The following is a 19913-nucleotide window of genomic DNA, read 5'->3' on the forward strand; positions in this document are numbered from 1 at the left end:
GGGCCTATCAGATTTTAGATAGGCCCTTTTGATAACAATTATGCATGCCTAGCGTTGCCTAGTGTGTACGCAAAAGTGTACTCAAACTAATAATGGCTGCGCATTGTGATTGCATGTCATTGAAAGTAATCTATAATTTTATTTTAGACGTTGAACAGGAAGTTCATGATATCGCCATCTTTGACGATGTAATCTTTCCCTTCAGCGCGCATCTTGCCCGCTTCCTTGGCGCCTTGCTCACCCTTGTAGTTGATAAAGTCTTCAAAGGCGATGGTTTGGGCGCGAATAAAGCCTTTTTCAAAGTCAGTGTGGATCTTGCCAGCCGCTTGCGGGGCAGTGGCACCGACCGGAATGGTCCAGGCGCGTACCTCTTTCACACCGGCGGTGAAGTAGGTCTGCAGGTTGAGCAGCTGGTAGCCGGAGCGGATAACGCGGTTCAGGCCCGGCTCTTCGATGCCCAGGTCAGCCATGAACTCGGCGCGATCTTCGTCGTCCAGCTCAGCGATGTCGGCTTCAATAGCACAGCATACGACCACGACAACCGCGTTCTCGGCGGCGGCGATTTCACGCACCTTGTCCAGATAGGGATTGTTCTCGAAACCATCTTCCGCCACGTTGGCGATATACATGGTGGGTTTCAGGGTCAGGAAGTTGAGGTGGCTCACGGCGGCCAGCTCTTCTTTATCCAGCTTCATGCCGCGGATCATCTGGCCGTTTTCCAGCGCGACCTTGATCTTCTCAAGCACTTCCACTTCCAGCTTGGCATCCTTGTCGCCGCCTTTGGCACGCTTGGACTGACGGTGAATGGCGCGCTCGCAGGCGTCCAGATCCGACAGGGCCAGCTCGGTGTTGATCACTTCGATGTCGTCGGCAGGGGAGACCTTGCCGGCAACGTGAATGATGTTCTCGTCGTCGAAGCAGCGCACTACATGGCCGATCGCTTCGGTTTCACGGATGTTGGCCAGGAACTGGTTACCCAGACCTTCACCCTTGGAGGCACCGGCAACCAGACCGGCGATATCCACAAATTCCATGGTGGTCGGCACAACACGCTGCGGATTGATGATGGCAGCCAGCTGATCGAGGCGGGGATCCGGCATCGGCACCACACCTGTGTTCGGCTCGATGGTGCAGAACGGGAAGTTGGCGGCTTCGATACCGGCCTTGGTCAGCGCGTTGAACAGGGTGGATTTGCCTACATTGGGCAGGCCCACGATACCGCATTTAAAACCCATGGATTGTTACCTTACTTGATGGATGCTGTTGGGGGTCGCCCGCAGGCGGCCCATGTCATGCTTGTTCTGGTCGTTGCTCATGTACCGGCACAATGCCCGTACAGGGTCAAACCGACCTAACCTTTTTCAGCCTTGAAGCTGTGCAAGCGATTCATGGCCTTGGTCATATCTTGTTTGAACAGGATGTCGGTGGCGCGCAGAGACTCGTCCAGCGCGGCGTCGATCAGGTTCTGTTCACTGCTGGGGGCCTTGGTCAGGACGAAGCCAGCCACCTGCTCTTTGCTGCCGGGATGGCCGATCCCGAGACGCAGCCGGAAGAAGTTATTGTTGTTGCCCATCTTGGCGATGATGTCCTTGAGGCCGTTATGGCCACCGTGACCACCACCCTGCTTGAACTTGGCGATGCCAGGCGGCAGATCCAGTTCGTCATGGGCCACCAGCATCGCTTCCGGCTCAATCTGATAAAAACGCGCCAGTGCGGCCACCGCCTTGCCAGAGAGGTTCATATAGGTGTTCGGGATGAGCAGCCGCACATCCTGCCCCTCGACCAGGATGCGGGCAGTATGGCCGAAGAACTTGGGTTCTTCACGCAGGCTGACATTGTGCCAGCGGGCCAGTTGCTCCACATACCAGGCGCCCGCATTGTGGCGGGTCTTGGCATATTCCGGGCCGGGGTTGCCCAGTCCGACGATCAGTTTGATTTCGCTTGTCACGCTTGATGTCTTCACTCGCAGCTGCCGTGGGCACACTACCCAGGGCAATAGGACGCAATATTCTAGCCGCCGAGTGGCGATCACTCAACCAATGCGCATGTTATGGCGGGATTTGCAGCATTATTGCGGCCAATGGGTGGCTAACTGTGGGCAAACGGGCCTCTTGCAAGAGGCCCGTTTCAGTTTACCGATGGATTGTGCCCGGTTGACTACCGTCGTTATTTGGTACGCAGCAGGGTGACGGTCTCTTCATCCAGTGCGGTCAGGGTGGGACGGGCATCGCGCACATACTCCACGAAAGAGGCTGCATCGGTGCCGCAATCCACGCCGCTGGCTTTGCAATCGAGGGCCTGGCCCGGGGCATAGACGGCGCCGAGCAGTTCACCGTTTTGTGCCACCTTCAGCACCGGGAAGGCGGTCAGCTTGCCATTGACGCTGGCGATATCGACCCGCTCGCTCTGGTGGCGCTGGGCATTGGCCAGTGCCTGCCAGCCATCGTTGCCGTTGGCGCTGTAGGCGTTCATCACCACCCGATAGCGCTGGCTATCCACCAGATCTTGCCACTCGCCGTTTGCGGTCTCACGCTGCAATTGGGTCAGGTTGCCCGCTTTGCCTGCGTCGATCTCCTGGAAGGTGTAACGCAGGTGACCGCCATAGGGGAACTTGCCGGCATGGGCGCTGGCGGGCAGGGTGGCGGTGATGGTCTCGGTCAGCAGGGCGCGTACCTCGGCGCCGGTCAGGGTCAGCACCGCGAGCTGGTTCTTGAATGGCAACAAGGTGAGGGCACTATCCCCCTCACGCCATTCGCCAGCAGGCAGGTCGGCGCGCACGCCGCCCACCGCAACCAGAGAAAAATCGACCGGGCCGCCGGTCAGGGCTTGCACTGCTGGGGTATTGGCCCAGTAGAACTCCCCTTCGGCAACCAGCGGCGCTACATCTGAGCCGTGGCTGTCGCTGCCGTTGTCACCGGGACGACGGGCATTTTGCAGCTGCTCGGGGATGGTGCCGATCACCGGGCCGTAGGCTTTCTCCAGCGCCGGTTTGTAGTGGCTGTCGATGATGCCGCGCAGGCGCGGATCTTCATCCACGGTCACCAAATTGGGCTGGTTGTCGACAAACTGGCTCGCCTCTTTGCTGCGGGCGTCGTCGAGTGCTTGCTTGCGCGCCGCATCGGCGAAGAAGTCGCGGCTGGCCAGCAGGCTGTTGTGGCCCTGGCAGTCGGTCACCTGACCCTGGCTGTCAAAGGTCACCTGTGCCAGACCGATGGCCTGGGCGTAGGAGCCTGCCTGCACCACGCAGGTTTTGCCGATGCCATCCGGATTGGTCACCAGCTTGGCGTAATCGCCGGTCTTGCCCCAGCCGATATTGCGAAAATCGCCGAGCAAGCTGTGGGAGTGGCCGCCGACGATGGCATCGAGGCCGTTTACCTTGGCGGCCAGCGCCAGATCCCGCTCGTTGCCGATGTGGGTGAGCGCCACGATCTGATGGATCCCCTTGGCTTGCAGCATGTCGACCGTGGCTTGAGCCGAGGCGACCTCCTTGCCAAAGCGCAGCTTGCCGACGTTGGGGGCGATATTGCCCATGTCTTCCAGTACCAGACCGATGACGGCGACCAGCTGTTTGCCTTGTGGCAGGTTGTCGAGATCGGTGACCGGGCTCTTCTGGTTGCCGTCAAAGGCGTAGACCACGAAGGGCTTGAGGTTGTCAGCCTTGCTGAGGGCCGGATCGGCCTTGGTGTCGAGGTTGGCGGCCAGCACCGGGAAGTTGACCCCCTCGATGAAGCGGGCCAGCTTCTGGTTATCCAGGTCGAACTCGTGGTTGCCCAGCGCCATGGCATCGAGGCCGAACTGGCTCAGCAACTCGGCGTTGGCCATCCCCTCGTTGAGCTTGAAGTAGCCGCTACCCTGCCAGGCATCGCCGCCGTGCAGCAGCAGCAAGGGCTGGTTCTTGGCCAGCGCCTCGGCCTGATAGGCTTTCGCCATGGTCAGCAGGCGCGGATAACCGCCAAAGCGGGTATAGAGGGTGTCCGTCTCCCCCTGCTGGGCAAAGATCTGCCCTTTGATCTCGGCATTGACCGGCTCAAACTGGGAGTGGGTGTCGTTCATGTGAGCCAGGGTCAGCACGAAGGGTGGGTTCTCTTTGGCGGGCTGACAGGCGAACAGGGCGGAGGTGAGGGTCGCGAGCAGGAGGGGACGCAAGCAATTCATGGGTAAATCCTTAAGCCTGCCGGGGGCAGGGTCGTACCAGATAGCAGAAAGTTGGAAAGAGACGGTCCAGAAAGACGAAAACCGCCTGATGGCGGTTTTCGTTATTGCTGAATCTATCAATGCTCAAACATGGCAGAGATGGACTCTTCGTTGCTGATGCGACGAATGGCTTCGGCCAGTACAGTTGACAGCGTCAGCTGCTTGACCTTGCCGACCGCTTTCATCTCCGCAGTGAGCGGGATGGAGTCGGTGATGATCAGTTCATCGATCACGGAGTTCTTGATGTTCTCGACGGCGGAACCGGAGAAGACCGGGTGGGTAGCGTAGGCGAATACACGCTTGGCACCGCGCTCTTTCAGGGCCTCTGCGGCTTTGCACAGGGTGCCGCCGGTGTCGATCATGTCATCAACGATGATGCAGTCGCGGCCGGCAACGTCACCGATCAGGTGCATGACCTGGGAGACGTTCGGGCGGGGACGGCGCTTGTCGATGATGGCGATGTCGGTGTCATCCAGCAGCTTGGCGATGGCGCGGGCACGCACGACGCCACCGATGTCCGGGGAGACAACGACAGGAGACTCGAGGTTCTTGGACTTCATGTCTTCCAGCAGCACCGGGCTACCGAACACGTTGTCTACCGGAACATCGAAGAAACCTTGAATTTGCTCGGCATGCAGGTCAACGGTCAGCACGCGATCCACACCGACGCTGGAGAGGAAGTCAGCGACAACCTTGGCGGTGATGGGTACACGGGCGGAGCGGACGCGACGGTCCTGACGGGCATAACCAAAGTAGGGGATAACGGCAGTGATACGGCCAGCTGAAGCACGACGCAGAGCATCCACCATGACGATCAATTCCATCAAATTGTCGTTGGTCGGGGCACAGGTGGATTGAATGATGAAGATATCGCCACCACGTACATTCTCATTGATCTGTACGCTGATCTCGCCGTCGCTAAAGCGACCTACGGCAGCATTGCCGAGTTTGATAAACAGGCGATCTGCGATCTTCTGGGCTAGTTCCGGCGTTGCGTTACCAGCAAACAGCTTCATGTCAGGCACGGTTTGAAACCTCGGGGTTGCATCCAGTATGTGGGGGAGTCTGAAATCAGACCCTATCGTTTTGGGGCAAACGATTTATCAAGATAACGTACAAGGTGTCTGCTGCCCAATGAATGTGATGATACCGGTAACCCGAATCCGTGGCCGAGTGCACAACCGGCCACGTTTATCACAACGCATCATTGATACTTGGGAATTGGCTGGGGTACTAGGATTCGAACCTAGGAATGGCGAGATCAAAACCCGCTGCCTTACCGCTTGGCGATACCCCAATCATTTGAACTGTTGCAATGTGGAGAAGAGAGGTGATATGTTCTCGCCCTTGGCGACAAACCCATCAAGTCCCTTCGGCACGCAGGCCAACACTTCCCGAGCAGTCACTTCGTCTTCAAATTGAGCAAAGACGCAGGCTCCTGTGCCCGTCATTCTTGACGGCGCGTATTCTAGCAACCAGCCGAGCGCATTGGCAACCTCGGGGTGGCGCTTTTTCACCAGTGATTCGCAATCGTTTTTCCACTCGCCTTCCAGCAGGTTGTCCAGCGCCATTTTCGGCGTGGCTCTCGGCAGGTCCGGATCCTGGAATACGGCCGCGGTCGCTACATGGCAATCGGGCTTGAGCACCAGATACCAGGCATCGGGCAGTTCGACCGGTTGCAGCCGCTCGCCCACTCCTTCGGCAAAGGCCGCCCGGCCACGGACAAATACCGGTACATCCGCTCCCAGCTGGACGCCAAGCGCTGCCAGTTCATCTTCACTCAAACCTGCTTGCCAGAGGTGGTTAAGCGCCACCAGCGTGGTGGCCGCATCGGATGAGCCGCCGCCAATGCCGCCCCCCATGGGCAGTACCTTCTCCAGCCGGATATGGGCCCCCTGCGGGCTCGACAGGGTTGCCTGCAGCAGGCGCGCCGCTCGGATAATCAGATTCTGCTCATCCGGCACCCCGGGAATGGCCGGGCTCAGGGTGAGTGTGTCGCTATTCGGTATCACCTCGAACTCGAGCCAGTCGCTGTGGTTGAGGAAGATAAACAGGGTCTGCAGCTCGTGATAGCCATCGGGACGACGGCCATTGACGTGTAAAAACAGGTTGAGTTTGGCCGGTGCCGGCCAGCGTGTGGAAGCCATTAACGTGCAAGAGTCCATTGGTTGATCTGAAGCTTGAGGCGGCTGTTCTGGCCGGTCATGGTCAGCTGGTGCGGCAGGCGGTAGCCATCCTGATCCCGATAATCGCCATAGACGATCTGCCACTGACCGTCGCGCACGCTGGCCAGACTGCTGTCGGGGTTGAGTTCAAACTCCGCCTGACCTGGCAGCCCCTTGATCCACTCTGGCAATCCCGCAACCGGAATATTCCAGCCGGTCAGTTGATAGATGAGCGCTTCGGCATCCTGGCTCTGGTGGCGATTGCCGTCGCTGTCGAGCAGGGTGATTTCGCCCTTGCTGCGGGAGAGCTCCAGAATGCTGGTGCCAATCAGGCTGGTGAGGTTGAGGCGATAATCCTCCCCATCCTGCTGCCAGTTGAGACGGGCGCTGCCCTTTTGCTGTGGCGTGATGATGGCCATCTTGCCGGATAGCTGCCAGTGGGTCAGTTGCTCGAGACGGGTCCGCTCCTGGTTCCAGTTCACCTGGTCACGCTGGGGCTGGGTGGTGGCACAACCGGCCAGCAACAGCAGGCAGGTGAGGGTAAAAATACGTAGCAGCAAGAGACGGCTCCAGAGAGAGGAATTTGCCACAGTATACGGGGCGGCCGTATTGCTTTTAAAGACTTACCCTTTCTCGTACAATTGGCAGCCTTTGCACCCAGCGTATGAAATGATCGTCGCCCACTCATGAGTTTGCTTGCCCTCGGAATCAACCACAACACCGCCAGTGTCGCCTTGCGGGAACGGGTCGCCTTTGGCCCGGACTGCATCGATCGCGCCTTGCGTGAGCTGGTGAGCCAACCCGGTGTCAGCGAGGCGGTGATCGTCTCCACCTGCAACCGGACCGAACTCTATTGCAATCTGGAGGAGGCGCGGCAGGAGCAAGTGCTGCGCTGGCTGCAGCAGTTCCACGGGCTGGACGCGGCCGAACTGGTCACTGCCATCTATCAGCATCACGATGAAGAGGCGGTGCGCCACCTGATGCGGGTGGCGTGCGGGCTCGACTCGCTGGTGCTTGGGGAGCCGCAGATCCTGGGGCAGATCAAGCAATCCTACGCCCATGCCCAGCAGGCGGAGTCGGTGAAGGGGGCGCTGGAGCGGCTGTTCCAGAAATCCTTCTCGGTGGCGAAAAGAGTGCGTACCGATACCGAGATTGGCGCCAGTGCCGTGTCGGTGGCGTTTGCCGCCGTCAGTCTGGGTCGGCGGATCTTCTCCGATCTCTCTCAGACCAAGGTATTGCTGGTCGGGGCGGGGGAGACCATCGAACTGGTGGCCCGTCATCTGCGCGAGCAGAACGTCACCAAGATGATGGTGGCGAACCGCACCCTGCAGCGCGCCCAGACTCTGGCAGCCGAATTCGGCGCCCAGGTGATGACGCTCGAAGAGATCCCCGACTATCTGCACGAGGCGGATATTGTCATCAGCTCGACCGCCAGCCCACTGCCCATCATCGGCAAGGGGATGGTGGAGCGCGCGCTGAAGGCCCGCCGCTTCAAACCCATGTTTCTGGTGGATATTGCCGTGCCGCGCGACATCGAAGCCGAAGTCGATGAGCTCTCCGATGCCTATCTCTACACGGTGGATGATTTGCAGGGGATCATCGAGCAGAACCTCGAAACCCGTAAACGGGCTGCCGCACAGGCGGAAGTGATCGTGCAGGAAGAGCGCGACGAGTTTATGGGCTGGTATCGCGGCCAGAGCTCGGTCGACCTCATTCGCGATTACCGCCATCAGTCACAGCAAGTGGCTGATGAAGAGTTGCAACGGGCCCTGCTGGCATTGGCGCAGGGCGAGAGTGCCGAACAGGCGCTCAAGGCGATGGCCCATCGCCTCACCAACAAATTGATCCACGCGCCGACCCAGGCGTTGCGCCAGGCTGCCTCCCTGGGGGATCAGAGCGAGCTCTCCCGCTTGCGGCAGGCGCTGGGGTTGTCACAAGAGCCATAATTTTCGGGCAACCTGCCGGTTGTCCCGTCCTCCATTGAGAATGCAAGAGTTATGAATCCGTCACTGATCAGAAAGCTGGAAGGCCTCATCGAGCGCCACGAAGAAGTACAGGCCATGCTCGGCGAGCCGGACGTGGTCTCGGATCAGGATCGCTACCGCGCCCTGACCCGCGAATATGCCCAGCTGGAAGATATCGTTCACGCCTTCCAGCGTTACCGTCAGGCTCAGGATGATCTGGAGACCACCCAGATGATGCTGGAGGAGGAGGATGCCGACCTGCGCGAGATGGCGCAGGAGGAGCTGCCGCTCGCCAAGGCCAATCTGGAGGCGCTGGAGCAGGAGCTGCAACTGATGTTGCTGCCCAAGGATCCCAAGGATGACAATAACTGCTATCTGGAGATCCGCGCCGGTGCCGGTGGCGACGAAGCGGCCATCTTTGCCGGTGACTTGTTCCGCATGTATTCACGGTTTGCCGAGCGTCAGGGCTGGCGCGTCTCCATCGTCAGCTGCAACGACGGTGAATACGGTGGCTACAAGGAGGTGATCGCCAAGATCGACGGCGAGCGCGTCTATGGCCGCCTCAAGTTTGAATCCGGTGGTCACCGGGTACAACGGGTGCCGGAGACCGAATCTCAGGGTCGGGTGCACACCTCCGCCTGTACCGTCGCCGTGCTGCCGGAAGTGCCGGAAGCCGAGCAGATCGAGATCAACCCTTCCGACTTGAAGATCGACACCTTCCGTGCCTCCGGTGCCGGTGGTCAGCACGTCAACAAGACCGACTCGGCCATCCGCATCACCCACCTGCCGACCGGTCTGGTGGTGGAGTGTCAGGACGAGCGCTCCCAGCACAAGAACCGCGCCAAGGCAATGTCAGTGCTCTCCGCCCGCCTGCAAGCGGCCGAGGATGAGCGTCACCGCGCCGCCGAGCAGAGCACCCGCCGCAATCTGGTGGGCTCCGGCGATCGCTCCGAGCGCATCCGGACCTACAACTACCCGCAGGGTCGCCTCTCCGAGCACCGCATCAACCTGACCCTCTATCGCCTCTCCGAAATTTTGGAAGGGGATCTGGACTGCGTCATCACCCCGCTGGTGCAGGAGTATCAGGCCGATCAGCTCGCCTCGCTGGCCGAGAACAACTGATGCAAATGGTGATCCGGCAAGCTCGCATTAAGTGTCGTGCCCATAAGGTGGAGTGGCACTGATGCAGATACAGCAGGCCCGCACCCATATCATGACTGTGTTGGCTGAGGGGGACTCCCCCCGCGCCGATGCCGATGTACTGCTCTGCCATCTGCTCGGGTGTCGTCGCATCTATCTGATGACCTGGCCCGAGCGTGAGCTGGATGCTGCCCAGCAGGCCACCCTGCAGGGGTGGCTGGCCCGTCGTCTCAACGGCGAGCCTATCGCTCATCTGGTGGGCGAGCGGGAGTTCTGGTCGCTGCCGCTGAAAGTGAGCCCGGCGACCCTGATTCCGCGCCCCGATACCGAGGTGCTGGTCGAGCAGGCGTTGACCAGAATCCCGCAGGGGCCCTGCGCCGTGCTGGATCTGGGCACCGGCACCGGCGCCATCGCGCTGGCGCTCAAGTCCGAGCGGCCCGAGGTCGATGTGTGGGCGGTGGATCGGATGGCGGATGCCGCGGCGCTGGCCCGCGAGAATAGCGCCGCGCTGGGATTGCCCATCGAGGTGCGCGATGGTAGCTGGTTCGAGCCCCTTGGCGAGCCGGATCGCGACAATACGCCACGATTTGCGGTGATTGTCTCCAATCCCCCCTATATTGATGGCGCCGATCCCCATCTCGAGCAGGGTGATGTGCGCTTTGAGCCCCGCTCGGCGCTGGTTGCCGATGACGCCGGGCTGGCCGATATCCGCCACATCGTGGCCCATGCTCCCGCTTATCTGCTGACCGATGGCTGGTTGCTGCTGGAGCATGGCTGGGATCAGGGGGAGGCGGTGCGTCAGTTGCTGCGTGATGGCGGCTACCGCGAGGTAGCCACGGTGCGTGATTACGGGGATAACGACAGGGTGACGCTGGGCCTCTGCCCGCTGCGCTGACGGTTCCTCACTGTTACTCGGCGGGTTGCCTGTGCGCCCCCATGCAAGGATTGAATATGGTTTTTGTGCTCAAACACCTGCACCTCACCCTGATTGCCGGGGCCGTGCTGATGTTTATGCTCCGCTTCTACTGGGTACAGACCGCCACTGGCCGTGCCTATAGCGCGCCGGTGATGAAGGTCAGCGGCTGGCTCAACGGTCTGGTGGTGCTCTCCGGCGTATTGCTCTGCATGGCGCTGGATCTCAACCCGCTCAATAACGGAACGCCCTGGCTCAGCGAGAAGCTGATGGCCATTCTGGTGCTGGTATTTCTGGCGGCGATGGCGCTGCGGTTGGCCAAAAGCAATCTGGTGCGCTGGTGCTCCTTTCTGGGGGCGCTCGGCTGGATCTACTTTATTGCCAAGTTGGCAGTGCTCAAACAGACGAGTGTGTTCGGCTAAGGCATGAAGAGAATGTTACACATAGACGAATGGACCGATTTCGAAGCCCACGACATCACCGAGCTGGCGTTGTCAGTCAGCGACGAGATTTATGGCTCGGTCGAGGAGGGGATCCGCGAGTTGAACCTGCTGGACGAGTGGCTGGACGAGCATATCGAAGAGGGCACCTGCGACGAGGTGCGCCAGCAGTTGCTGCAAGGCTTCTACCACAGCCTCGGTTTTCATGGCGACTGGCAGGACTATTTCTCGGCCAACAACTGCGATCTCAATCAGGTGCTGGTTCAGCGCAAAGGGATCCCGGTCAGCCTCGGCATTCTCATCATCCAGCTGGGGCGCAAGCTCGGGCTCGATGTAGAGGGGATCTGCTTCCCCGGCCACTTCCTGGTGAGCTTTGCCGGTGGCGAGGGCGAGGTCTATGTCGACCCCTTTACCGGCGACGAGCTGAGCCTGGCCCGTATCGAGCTGCTGCTGCGCGGTGCGTTGGGGGACTTGGCGACTCTGACCCCCGACTACCTGCAGCCCTCCGGCCAGTGGGAGATCATCGAACGGCTGCTCAACGTCAGCAAGGGAGCCCTGCTGCGGGAAGACCGAATGCCCGAGGCGCTGCGTTGCAGCGAGCTGTTGTTGCGGATGAAGCCCGGCGATCCACTGGAGACGCGGGATCGCGGCTTTATCTACGAGCAGCTCGATTGCCCGCGCCAGGCTGCCGACGATTTTGAATATTTTATTGAACAATGCCCGGACGATCCGGTCGCCGATGTGCTGAAAGTGCAGCTGGCCGCGCTGGATCTGAGCCCCAAGCCCCTCCATTAAGGGCGGCTTGAAACTAAACAGAAGAATATCAAGGCCGCTGCGTCCGGTCGCAACGGAGTAACTTGGCTTCAGGCCCTTTTATTAAGGATGTCTTGGAGTTGAAACAGAAGAATATCAAGGCCGCAGCGCTCGGCTGCAACGGAGTAACTTGGCTTCAGGCCCCTTCATTAAGGAAGTCTTAGATGGAACAGAAGAATATCAAGATCAACCAGATCGACGTTGCCAATGACAAACCGTTCGTGCTGTTTGGCGGCATGAACGTGCTGGAATCCCGCGACATGGCGATGGCGGTGTGCGAGAAGTACGTGGAAGTGACCAGCAAGCTGGGCATCCCGTTTGTCTTCAAGGCGAGCTGGGACAAGGCCAACCGCTCCTCCATCCACTCCTACCGCGGTCCGGGCCTGGAAGAGGGGATGAAGATTTTCCAGGAGCTGAAAGCGACCTTCGGCATGCCGGTCATCTCCGATCTGCACGAACCCCATCAGGCCAAGCCGGTCGCCGAGGTGGTTGACGTTATCCAGCTGCCCGCTTTCCTGGCACGCCAGACCGATCTGGTGGAAGCCATGGCCCGCACCGGCAACGTCATCAACATCAAGAAGCCGCAGTTCCTCAGCCCAAGCCAGATGAAGAACATCACCGACAAGTTCGAGGAGTGCGGCAACGACCAGCTGATCCTGTGCGAGCGCGGTGCCAATTTCGGTTACGACAACCTGGTGGTGGACATGCTGGGCCTGGGCGTGATGAAAAAGAGCACCGGTGGCTATCCGGTGATCTTTGACGTGACCCACTCCCTGCAGTGCCGTGATCCGCTGGGTGCCGCCTCCGGTGGTCGTCGTGAACAGGTGACCGAGCTGGCACGTGCCGGCATGGCGGTCGGTCTGGCCGGTCTCTTTATCGAATCCCACCCGGATCCGAAAATTGCCCGCTGCGATGGCCCGAGTGCCCTGCCGCTGGAGAAGCTGGAAGGCTTCCTCAAACAGATGAAGGCCATCGATGACCTGATCAAGGGCTTCGAACCTCTCGATACCTCGGCCTGATCCCGACGCTGTCATGCCTGATGAAAATGCCCCGCAATGCGGGGTATTTTTATATCTGCCATATTTAGTTGAAGACTCAAATTAATCTACGAGCAAACAATTGTTGGTTGCTGTGGTGTTAATGGTGTTAATGGTGTTAATTTTGTTGTGTGATTAATGTCTCTTAATTGTTTTTTATTACATGTAAAGTGGTCCCCGTAGTAATGCAGAAACAGCATGGATCGGGTGAGGTACGCAGATATCTCGTCCGGCTATCTGCATGTTTATTGCTGCCATAACAATGTGCAATTAAATTAACAGGACGTTAATAATGCGAAAGAAACTATTTAGCAGCCTCTATTTTCAGGTATTGCTCGCGATTACCCTCGGGGTATTTCTGGGGCATGTCTATCCGGAACTGGGCGCCGATATGAAGCCCCTCGGTGATGGCTTCGTCAAATTAATCAAGATGATCATCGCCCCCGTTATTTTCTGTACCGTGGTTACCGGCATTGCCGGGATGGAGAGCATGAAGGCGGTCGGCAAGACCGGCGCCATTGCTCTGCTCTACTTCGAGGTGGTCAGCACCATCGCCTTGATCATCGGGCTGTGCGTGGTCAACCTGCTGCAACCGGGTGCCGGTATGAACGTCGATCCGGCTGCGCTGGATGCCAGCGCCATCTCCGCCTATGCGGAGCAGGCCAAGTCCCAGGGCATTATCGCCTTTTTGCTGGATATTATTCCGGGCAGTGTGATCGGTGCCTTTGCCAGCGGTAATATCTTGCAGGTGTTACTGTTTGCGGTGCTGTTCGGCTTCTCCCTGCATCATATCGGTGAAAAGGGACAGATTATTTTCGGCGTCATCGACAGTTTCTCCAAAGTCATATTTGGCATTATCAATATGATAATGAGACTGGCGCCGGTCGGTGCATTCGGGGCAATGGCATTTACCATCGGCAAATATGGAGTAGGTTCACTTGTACAGCTGGGCCAGCTTATTGCCTGCTTCTATCTCACCTGCCTCTTCTTTATCTTCATTGTGCTGGGCAGCATCGCTAAAGCCTCAGGCTTCAGCATCCTGCGTTTCATCTCCTACATTCGCGAGGAGCTGCTGATCGTGCTGGGGACCTCCTCTTCCGAGTCGGTACTGCCGCGGATGCTGGACAAGATGGAGAAGCTGGGTTGCCAGAAATCGGTGGTGGGGCTGGTCATTCCGACCGGGTACTCCTTTAACCTGGATGGCACCTCCATCTATCTGACCATGGCGGCGATTTTTATCGCCCAGGCTACCAATACGCCGCTGGATCTGTTCCAACAGATCACCCTGCTGGTGGTACTGCTGATCTCCTCGAAAGGGGCAGCAGGGGTGACTGGTAGTGGCTTTATCGTGCTGGCGGCAACTATTTCGGCGGTGGGCCATCTGCCACTGGCTGGTTTGGCGCTGATCCTGGGGATCGACCGTTTTATGTCCGAAGCGCGGGCGTTGACCAACCTGATCGGTAACGGGGTTGCCACCGTGGTGGTCGCCAAATACTGCAAGCAACTGGACGAGAAGAAAATGGATGCAGTGCTCGGCGGCAAGGTCGGGCAACTGGAAGCGGACAGGGCGTAAGCGCTGTTTCCCCCGCACGGCCGCGTTGGCTGGTGCGGGGGCAATAAAAAAACGGCCAATCGGCCGTTTTTTTTTGTGCTGATACCGCAAGTATCAGCTATTCACTGCAGGGCGCTGATTACAGGCTCTGGGTGAAAGTACGGGTAACCACGTCACGCTGCTGTTCCGGGGTCAGGGCGTTGAAACGCACTGCGTAGCCAGATACACGGATGGTCAGCTGCGGGTACTTCTCCGGGTTTTCGATAGCATCTTCCAGAGTTTCGCGACGCAGCACGTTGACGTTCAGGTGCTGGCCACCTTCAACAGCAGGTTCAGCCTGAACCGGCAGTTCGCGGTATTCGAACTGACCCAGGTCAGCCAGTTGCACTTCTTGATCGGCAGCGAAAGCATCGCCTTTGACGCAGATGCAGCGAGCTTGTTGCTTCTCTTCGTCCAGCAGCCAGAAAGAGTTCAGCAGAGCGGTGTTGGCGGCCTGGGTGATTTGAATGCCTTTGATCATGGTATGACTCCTCAATGGGAACGCGAATCCAACTGTAAGGAAATTACCCTGATGTATTTAAGCTACCGTCGATGGCGATGACTTAAAGGGCCCTTGCCTTACACCTTTTCTTTGATGGGGTCATATATACCACGGTGGTAATATTACCAAAATTGATCTAGATCAAGAAAATCCGACAAAGCGCCATTTCAATGGGATTAAATTCTTGAGTTGAATCAAAAATAGGTCATTTTTCTGATTTTGTAAGATATCCAAATTATGCATCTTTTATCTCGTTAATCTAGTAATTTAACTACATCTTTTCGGCTTTTTCTGAGGTTAATTGAGGGGTTGGCGACACTCAGCAAAAAAAGCGAGGAGAGTGCCGGGTGAATAATGGGTGGCGAAAGTGGACATGGCTCGCCCTGTGCTGTTGCTGGGCAAGCAGTGTTGCGGTGCGGGCCGAGACGGTGCGTATTGCCGTGGGCGAGTGGCCACCTTATATCAGTGAGGCGCAGCCCAATCAGGGCTTTCTCTGTGAGGTGGTGCACCAGGCCTTTGCCGAAGAGGGGCTCGATGTCAGCTTTCACTTCTATTCCTGGGCCGAGGCTTACCGACTGACTCTGGAGGGGCGCTATGTGGTCACCATGCCCTGGTTTCGCTCCCGCGAGCGGGGGCAGCTTTTCTATCTCTCCGCCTCGCTCGGCCATTTCACCACTCGCCTGATGACGCTGACCGGTACGCCCGTGGTCAATCTGGGTGAGCTGAAACACCAGCCGGTCGGGGTGACCCGTGGTTATTTCTATGGCGATGGTTTTGCCGTCCGCCAAGCCGGGCTCACCCTCGAGTGGTCAGATTCCGATGAGGAGAGCGTGGGCAAGCTGCTTGACGGGCGGATCCACTATCTGGTGATGGATGAGCAGGTAGCACAGACTCTGTTCCAGCAGGCGCTCGTTCGTCATCCCCAATCGCTGTCACTGACCGGTGCCGCCGACCCCATCTGGTCGCAACCGGGATACCTGCTGATGCGCAAGGTCGATCCCGAGGCGCGCCGTCTGATGCTGCTGTTCAATACCGGCCTGCGCAAGCTGGAGCGCTCGGGGCGCCTTGCTAGGCTCTGGAAAGCGTGAGCCACGGTTGCGTCTTGCGGGCTGGCCCCCTATCCTGAGCCCTTCGCCGTATCAAGTGAGGAGGCCGGGGTGCTGACCTGGAGTGATGTGATTGGCTCTGAGAAAGAGCAGGACTATTTCAAGAGTACGCTGGCAACTGTCAGAGCCGAGCGGGAAGCGGGCAAGGTGATCTACCCGCCAGCTACCGATGTGTTCAATGCCTTCAAGCTGACCGAGCTGGATCAGGTCAAGGTGGTTATCCTGGGGCAGGATCCCTACCACGGCCCCAATCAGGCGCACGGTCTCTGTTTCTCCGTTCTGCCCGGCGTGCGTACGCCCCCCTCACTGGTCAACATCTATAAAGAGATGCAGCGTGACCTGCCAGGTTTCGTCACACCCAATCACGGCTTTCTCGAATCCTGGGCCAAACAGGGGGTCTTGCTGCTCAACACTGTGCTGACGGTGCAGGCCGGTCAGGCCCATTCCCACGCCCATCTGGGATGGGAGACCTTTACCGATCGGGTCATCGAGCAGATCAATGCCAGTTGTCAGGGTGTGGTGTTCCTGCTGTGGGGTGCCCACGCCCAGAAGAAGGGACGTTTCATCGACCGCCAGCGCCACTATGTGCTGACCGCGCCGCACCCGAGCCCACTCTCTGCCCACCGCGGTTTCATCGGTTGCGGTCACTTTAGCGAGACCAATCGCTTGCTGGAACAACAGGGCAAGAGTCCGATAGAGTGGAAATCTGTCTGCATCCCACTTGATTGAGTGCAAAGTTCGGGCGACAAATGACCGTATACTCAGGGACATAAGATTAATTCAGAGCCAAGGAGTGCCCATGTTATCCAGTCTGCACAAGGACCATCTCAACATCGCCCGACTTTTGGAGCTGCTCAAGCACAAGCTGGCAGCCATCCGTGCCGAAGAGCCCATCAGCTATTTTCTGGTGCGCGATGTCATCGACTACCTGCGGGAGGTCTCTGACAAGTACCACCATCCCAAGGAAGATCTCATCTATGACTACTACCTGAAATATCGGGTGGTGGAGGGGGAGGTCGCCAACCGCCTGCAGGAGGAGCACGTCAAGCTGCTGGAGGCCGGGGCCGATCTCAAGGAGATGGTGGAGATGATCCTGATGGATGCAGTGATCCCCCTCGATCAGTTCACTACCAAGCTGGAGCGCTTCGTGGAACTGCAAGAGGCACACATGAACTATGAAGAGGGGGTGATCTTCCCCCATCTGCGTGACTCCCTGACCGAGGATGACTGGCGTCATCTGGAGCAAAACTGGCAGAACCGCGCCATTGGCGACCCCCTGTTCGGGGCTGAGGTGAGCCAGCACTTTCAGGCACTGGCCAAACGCCTCTCCTTGCCGCTCACGAACGGCTAAGACTAGCCCATACCTGCCGTGTGGTGGGTATTGTGTGAGTGCAACTTGAGTGAAAACAGAAAGGCCTCCATCCGGAGGCCTTTTGCATGTTGGAGCAAGCTTACGCCTGTGGTTTCAGGAAGTTGCGATAGAGCATGTAGAGGTGGGCCGAGCTCCAGCTGAAGTTGCTGGCCCCCTGCATGGCGCCGGTCTCCGGATTGTAGTTTTCGCGGATGGGGCCGCTGCCCGCCAGTCCTTCGGCATTGTTGAACAGCTTGTTGACCAGTGCCTCGGCATCGCTGCGATAGCCGTAGTTCTCCAGCCCCTTCACCCCGAAGTAGAACTGATCGAGCCATACCCGGCCGCGCCAGTAGATATTGGGGTCGTAGGCCGGGTTGGTCAGCGCGGCTGTGCCCAGCGGGATCTTTGTGTTGAACTCCTGAGCGTTGAGCATGACCTCGCGCACCCGCGCCGCTTTCTCCTTGTCGGCGACTTCTGCCCAGAGCGGGCTCCACCCTTCCGGGCCACGGCCGCGAGCGGTCAGCAATTTGCCGACACAGCCGTTGCCGTCAGCCACATCCCCCTGAGCAATCTGGCGATCGTAATAGAAGCCTGATGCCTCATCGAACATGCAGCTATTGATGTAACCAGCCAGCTGGGTCGCGCCATCGCGGTAGCGGCTTGCGTCGTCCGGTTTGCCAAGCAGGTCGGCCATGTCGGCCAGAATGCGTTTCTCCTTGGCGAGGAAGGCGTTGAGCTCCACCGACTCCTGATCGATGGAGAATCCGATCAAATCGCCATTGTCCTGATGGTTTTCAAAGAAGGCGACGTTCCAGTCCTGACGCGCCTTGGCCAAATCTCCGCCATAGGTCTTGTCGGCATAACGTTGCAGCTGGCCCGGTTCGATAAAGCCGAAGCGGGCGGCGTTGTCCATGCCGGACTCCCAACCGGCGCCGTGCTGGGCACCGATATCCATGTCGCTGTAACCGCCCACGTTCAACACCTGTTGATAGAGCGGCATACCGGCGCAGGCATACCAGCCATCCCCCTCACTGGTACAGCTGGAGAGATCCAGCCCGGCGGGAATGCCGTTGGAGTACTGCACCTTGAAGGTGATATTGCCGTACTCGTCGTTGTGCTCCACATGCTTGGTGGCGCCATATTCGATGATGCCGTTGCGGTTGTTGTCCCGCGCGCGGTACCACCAGTCGTGGTAGGCCTGCAGCTTGGGATACATCTCGGCGATAAAGGCCTTGTCCTTGGTGGCGCTGTAGATTTCCCAGATGGCCCAGGCGGAGAGGGGCGGCTTGGTGTCGCGCTCGTTCCAGTTGCCGCCATCGCCACCGCGATCCGCCAGCTTGTTGTAGAAGACGGCATCGATCACCATGCCCGCATCCTGCGGTCGTACCGGATCATCCGGCTGTACCTGATAGTCATACATGGCGCGCACGTTATTCTTGGCTACCTCAGGGTTGAAGTGTGCCATGGCATAGGCGTGCTTCCAGCTGTCCCAGGCCCAGACGCCATCGAACCAGCGGGCGGTATTGGAGGGGGTTACCCCATCGTGGAGGATGGCGCCAGCCGGGGATCGCCAGTTGCCATTGAGGGTCTCCATCGCCTTGACGGCGATGCGGCGCTCCGACTCGGGGATACCCTGATTGGAGAGCCCCTTGGCAAGGTAGCCCTCCCAGCGGCGGATGGAGTCGGCAAAATAGCTGGCCGGGTTGGCCAGCAGGGCCTGATGGCTCTGTTGATGGCGGCTGGCGTCATCTGCGGAGTGGAGATAGCTCTGCAGGGTGTAGATATCCTCGCTTCCCTTGGCGGCCAGGGTAATGCTGGCGTCGCTTTGGTAGCCCAGTGTCTTCTGGTCGAGGGTGGTGCGACTTGGCAGGGTGCGGTCGATTCGATAGCGGGCGCTGCCGCTCTGCATGATGTTCCAGGTGCTGCGCAGTTTACCGAACTGGAATTCGATTCCTTTGTCGCTCTCGCTGATGGTGCGTGTCCAGCCTGGATATTTGCTGGCAATCGTATCCTTGGCATCCCATTGATTGAGCAACTCGCCCTGCCAGTTGAGGTTGAGGGTGAGCGGTGCATCGGTCTGATTGATGAGTCGGGTGCGGATAAGAGCGGTGCGGGCATCGCCATAACGCAGCTCCAGCTCCAGCGTAAAGGGCTCGAACTCGAAGCGTTGCACCAGCGCTCCGGGAATGGCGTACACCTCCTGCTTGCGGGCGCTGGTGAGCGGAAACGGGCGGCCGCTCGCATCGCTCAGGGTGAGCTTGTCCAGCTCGCGGGCAAAGAAGAGGCTGTACTCCTCCGAGATGACCATGGGGCCGGTAAAGCCCCCCCACTCCTTGTCGCTGGCAGGCAGCAGGAAACCGTGCCAGGCCCCCAGATCGAGCAGCGGGTTGTATTTGAGGTTGGAGTAGCTGTCAAAGTCGCGGAATTGGGTCGGTGTTCCCCGACGGTCGATCACGTCCTTGTACTGGATGGCCTGCTCCGGTTTGGCGACTGTGCTGCTCTCTGTCTGGTTATCGTTGCAGGCGGTCAGTCCGAACAGGGCGGTGCCGAGGGCTACCGAGAGTAAAGTTTTACGAAACATTTCTCGCTCCAATTCCGTTTATGTAGGTTAAAAGGAAGATTTTTTACGCTTATTTTTAGTGAAAAGGTGTTCGGTAGCCATTGTATGGCAAGGGGAAAGGGAGCGTTGGCGCGAGA

17 protein-coding genes, 1 tRNA gene and 1 pseudogene are annotated in these 19913 nt (G+C 58.7%); 10 read left to right on the top strand and 9 right to left on the bottom strand.

Going from position 1 to position 19913, the window contains the following annotated elements:
• Window positions 1-143: 143 nt before the first annotated feature.
• From ychF to lolB, 7 genes and pseudogenes are all read right to left on the bottom strand, one after another.
• Window positions 144-1235, bottom strand: a complete 1092-nt coding sequence (gene ychF / locus ACTG20_RS07435; RefSeq protein ID WP_005353921.1) for a redox-regulated ATPase YchF — start codon at window positions 1233-1235, stop codon at window positions 144-146.
• Between the two features lie 116 nt (window positions 1236-1351).
• Window positions 1352-1948 (bottom strand): aminoacyl-tRNA hydrolase, encoded by a 597-nt coding sequence (gene pth / locus ACTG20_RS07440; RefSeq protein ID WP_005334960.1) that lies wholly within the window; start codon window positions 1946-1948, stop codon window positions 1352-1354.
• 218 nt (window positions 1949-2166) lie between these two features.
• Window positions 2167-4155 carry a bifunctional metallophosphatase/5'-nucleotidase gene (locus ACTG20_RS07445; RefSeq protein WP_194496763.1) on the bottom strand — a complete coding sequence of 663 codons (1989 nt, stop codon included), beginning with the start codon at window positions 4153-4155 and terminating at the stop codon, window positions 2167-2169.
• 116 nt (window positions 4156-4271) lie between these two features.
• Complete coding sequence (locus tag ACTG20_RS07450; RefSeq protein ID WP_005343846.1) at window positions 4272-5219, bottom strand: ribose-phosphate pyrophosphokinase; 948 nt, start codon at window positions 5217-5219, stop codon at window positions 4272-4274.
• 197 nt (window positions 5220-5416) lie between these two features.
• A tRNA-Gln gene (locus ACTG20_RS07455) sits at window positions 5417-5491 on the bottom strand.
• Window positions 5471-6341 (bottom strand): annotated as a pseudogene (gene ispE, locus ACTG20_RS07460) (4-(cytidine 5'-diphospho)-2-C-methyl-D-erythritol kinase). The gene ACTG20_RS07455 and the pseudogene ispE overlap by 21 nt, the downstream one beginning before the upstream one ends.
• Complete coding sequence (lolB, locus tag ACTG20_RS07465; RefSeq protein WP_005353907.1) at window positions 6341-6919, bottom strand: lipoprotein insertase outer membrane protein LolB; 579 nt, start codon at window positions 6917-6919, stop codon at window positions 6341-6343. The pseudogene ispE and the gene lolB overlap by 1 nt, the downstream one beginning before the upstream one ends.
• Window positions 6920-7045: 126 nt before the next feature.
• Here lolB and hemA point away from each other — a divergent pair, with 126 nt between their 5' ends.
• The 7 genes from hemA to ACTG20_RS07500 all read left to right on the top strand — a co-directional run bounded on the left by hemA (window position 7046) and on the right by ACTG20_RS07500 (window position 14239).
• Window positions 7046-8305, top strand: a complete 1260-nt coding sequence (gene hemA, locus ACTG20_RS07470) for a glutamyl-tRNA reductase (protein WP_194496761.1) — start codon at window positions 7046-7048, stop codon at window positions 8303-8305.
• A 51-nt stretch (window positions 8306-8356) separates the two neighbouring features.
• The gene (gene prfA / locus ACTG20_RS07475; protein WP_042061304.1) at window positions 8357-9445 is read left to right on the top strand and encodes a peptide chain release factor 1; all 1089 of its coding nucleotides are present in this window, start codon (window positions 8357-8359) and stop codon (window positions 9443-9445) included.
• 61 nt (window positions 9446-9506) lie between these two features.
• A complete protein-coding gene (gene prmC / locus ACTG20_RS07480) occupies window positions 9507-10358 on the top strand; it encodes a peptide chain release factor N(5)-glutamine methyltransferase (protein ID WP_194496760.1) in 852 nt (283 codons plus the stop codon).
• Between the two features lie 56 nt (window positions 10359-10414).
• Window positions 10415-10798, top strand: coding sequence for a SirB2 family protein (locus ACTG20_RS07485; protein WP_167574296.1), 384 nt, complete (start codon window positions 10415-10417; stop codon window positions 10796-10798).
• A 12-nt stretch (window positions 10799-10810) separates the two neighbouring features.
• The gene (locus ACTG20_RS07490) at window positions 10811-11611 is read left to right on the top strand and encodes a SirB1 family protein (RefSeq protein ID WP_194496759.1); all 801 of its coding nucleotides are present in this window, start codon (window positions 10811-10813) and stop codon (window positions 11609-11611) included.
• A gap of 182 nt (window positions 11612-11793) precedes the next feature.
• On the top strand, window positions 11794-12648 hold the full coding sequence (gene kdsA / locus ACTG20_RS07495; protein WP_005334937.1) for a 3-deoxy-8-phosphooctulonate synthase: 855 nt from the start codon (window positions 11794-11796) through the stop codon (window positions 12646-12648).
• A 310-nt stretch (window positions 12649-12958) separates the two neighbouring features.
• Entirely contained in the window at window positions 12959-14239 is a 1281-nt protein-coding gene (locus ACTG20_RS07500) for a dicarboxylate/amino acid:cation symporter (RefSeq protein ID WP_058059198.1), read from the top strand.
• 118 nt (window positions 14240-14357) lie between these two features.
• Here the strand turns inward: ACTG20_RS07500 and grcA are convergent, their stop codons facing one another.
• Complete coding sequence (gene grcA / locus ACTG20_RS07505; RefSeq protein ID WP_005334936.1) at window positions 14358-14738, bottom strand: autonomous glycyl radical cofactor GrcA; 381 nt, start codon at window positions 14736-14738, stop codon at window positions 14358-14360.
• Window positions 14739-15106: 368 nt separating this feature from the next.
• On the opposite strand from grcA, the gene ACTG20_RS07510 reads away from it, so the two are divergent.
• The 3 genes from ACTG20_RS07510 (at window position 15107) to ACTG20_RS07520 (ending at window position 17216) form a co-directional block, all read left to right on the top strand.
• Window positions 15107-15847, top strand: coding sequence for a substrate-binding periplasmic protein (locus tag ACTG20_RS07510; RefSeq protein WP_194496758.1), 741 nt, complete (start codon window positions 15107-15109; stop codon window positions 15845-15847).
• A gap of 69 nt (window positions 15848-15916) precedes the next feature.
• Entirely contained in the window at window positions 15917-16594 is a 678-nt protein-coding gene (ung, locus tag ACTG20_RS07515; RefSeq protein WP_005353881.1) for a uracil-DNA glycosylase, read from the top strand.
• A gap of 70 nt (window positions 16595-16664) precedes the next feature.
• The gene (locus tag ACTG20_RS07520) at window positions 16665-17216 is read left to right on the top strand and encodes a hemerythrin domain-containing protein (RefSeq protein WP_005362195.1); all 552 of its coding nucleotides are present in this window, start codon (window positions 16665-16667) and stop codon (window positions 17214-17216) included.
• A gap of 100 nt (window positions 17217-17316) precedes the next feature.
• Here the strand turns inward: ACTG20_RS07520 and ygjK are convergent, their stop codons facing one another.
• Window positions 17317-19797, bottom strand: coding sequence for an alpha-glucosidase (ygjK, locus tag ACTG20_RS07525; protein WP_194496757.1), 2481 nt, complete (start codon window positions 19795-19797; stop codon window positions 17317-17319).
• Between the last annotated feature and the right edge of the window lie 116 nt (window positions 19798-19913).

This window comes from Aeromonas sp. 84A (assembly GCF_051919345.1).
Lineage (GTDB): Bacteria > Pseudomonadota > Gammaproteobacteria > Enterobacterales > Aeromonadaceae > Aeromonas > Aeromonas veronii.

Coding starts and splice junctions, on each gene's coding strand:
- hemA (WP_194496761.1), top strand. CDS start 7,046: ATGAGTTTGCTTGCCCTCGGAATCAACCACAACACCGCCAGTGTCGCC.
- ACTG20_RS07490 (WP_194496759.1), top strand. CDS start 10,811: ATGTTACACATAGACGAATGGACCGATTTCGAAGCCCACGACATCACC.
- ACTG20_RS07500 (WP_058059198.1), top strand. CDS start 12,959: ATGCGAAAGAAACTATTTAGCAGCCTCTATTTTCAGGTATTGCTCGCG.
- kdsA (WP_005334937.1), top strand. CDS start 11,794: ATGGAACAGAAGAATATCAAGATCAACCAGATCGACGTTGCCAATGAC.
- ACTG20_RS07485 (WP_167574296.1), top strand. CDS start 10,415: ATGGTTTTTGTGCTCAAACACCTGCACCTCACCCTGATTGCCGGGGCC.
- prmC (WP_194496760.1), top strand. CDS start 9,507: ATGCAGATACAGCAGGCCCGCACCCATATCATGACTGTGTTGGCTGAG.
- ychF (WP_005353921.1), bottom strand. CDS start 1,235: ATGGGTTTTAAATGCGGTATCGTGGGCCTGCCCAATGTAGGCAAATCC.
- prfA (WP_042061304.1), top strand. CDS start 8,357: ATGAATCCGTCACTGATCAGAAAGCTGGAAGGCCTCATCGAGCGCCAC.
- ygjK (WP_194496757.1), bottom strand. CDS start 19,797: ATGTTTCGTAAAACTTTACTCTCGGTAGCCCTCGGCACCGCCCTGTTC.
- grcA (WP_005334936.1), bottom strand. CDS start 14,738: ATGATCAAAGGCATTCAAATCACCCAGGCCGCCAACACCGCTCTGCTG.
- ACTG20_RS07445 (WP_194496763.1), bottom strand. CDS start 4,155: ATGAATTGCTTGCGTCCCCTCCTGCTCGCGACCCTCACCTCCGCCCTG.
- ACTG20_RS07520 (WP_005362195.1), top strand. CDS start 16,665: ATGTTATCCAGTCTGCACAAGGACCATCTCAACATCGCCCGACTTTTG.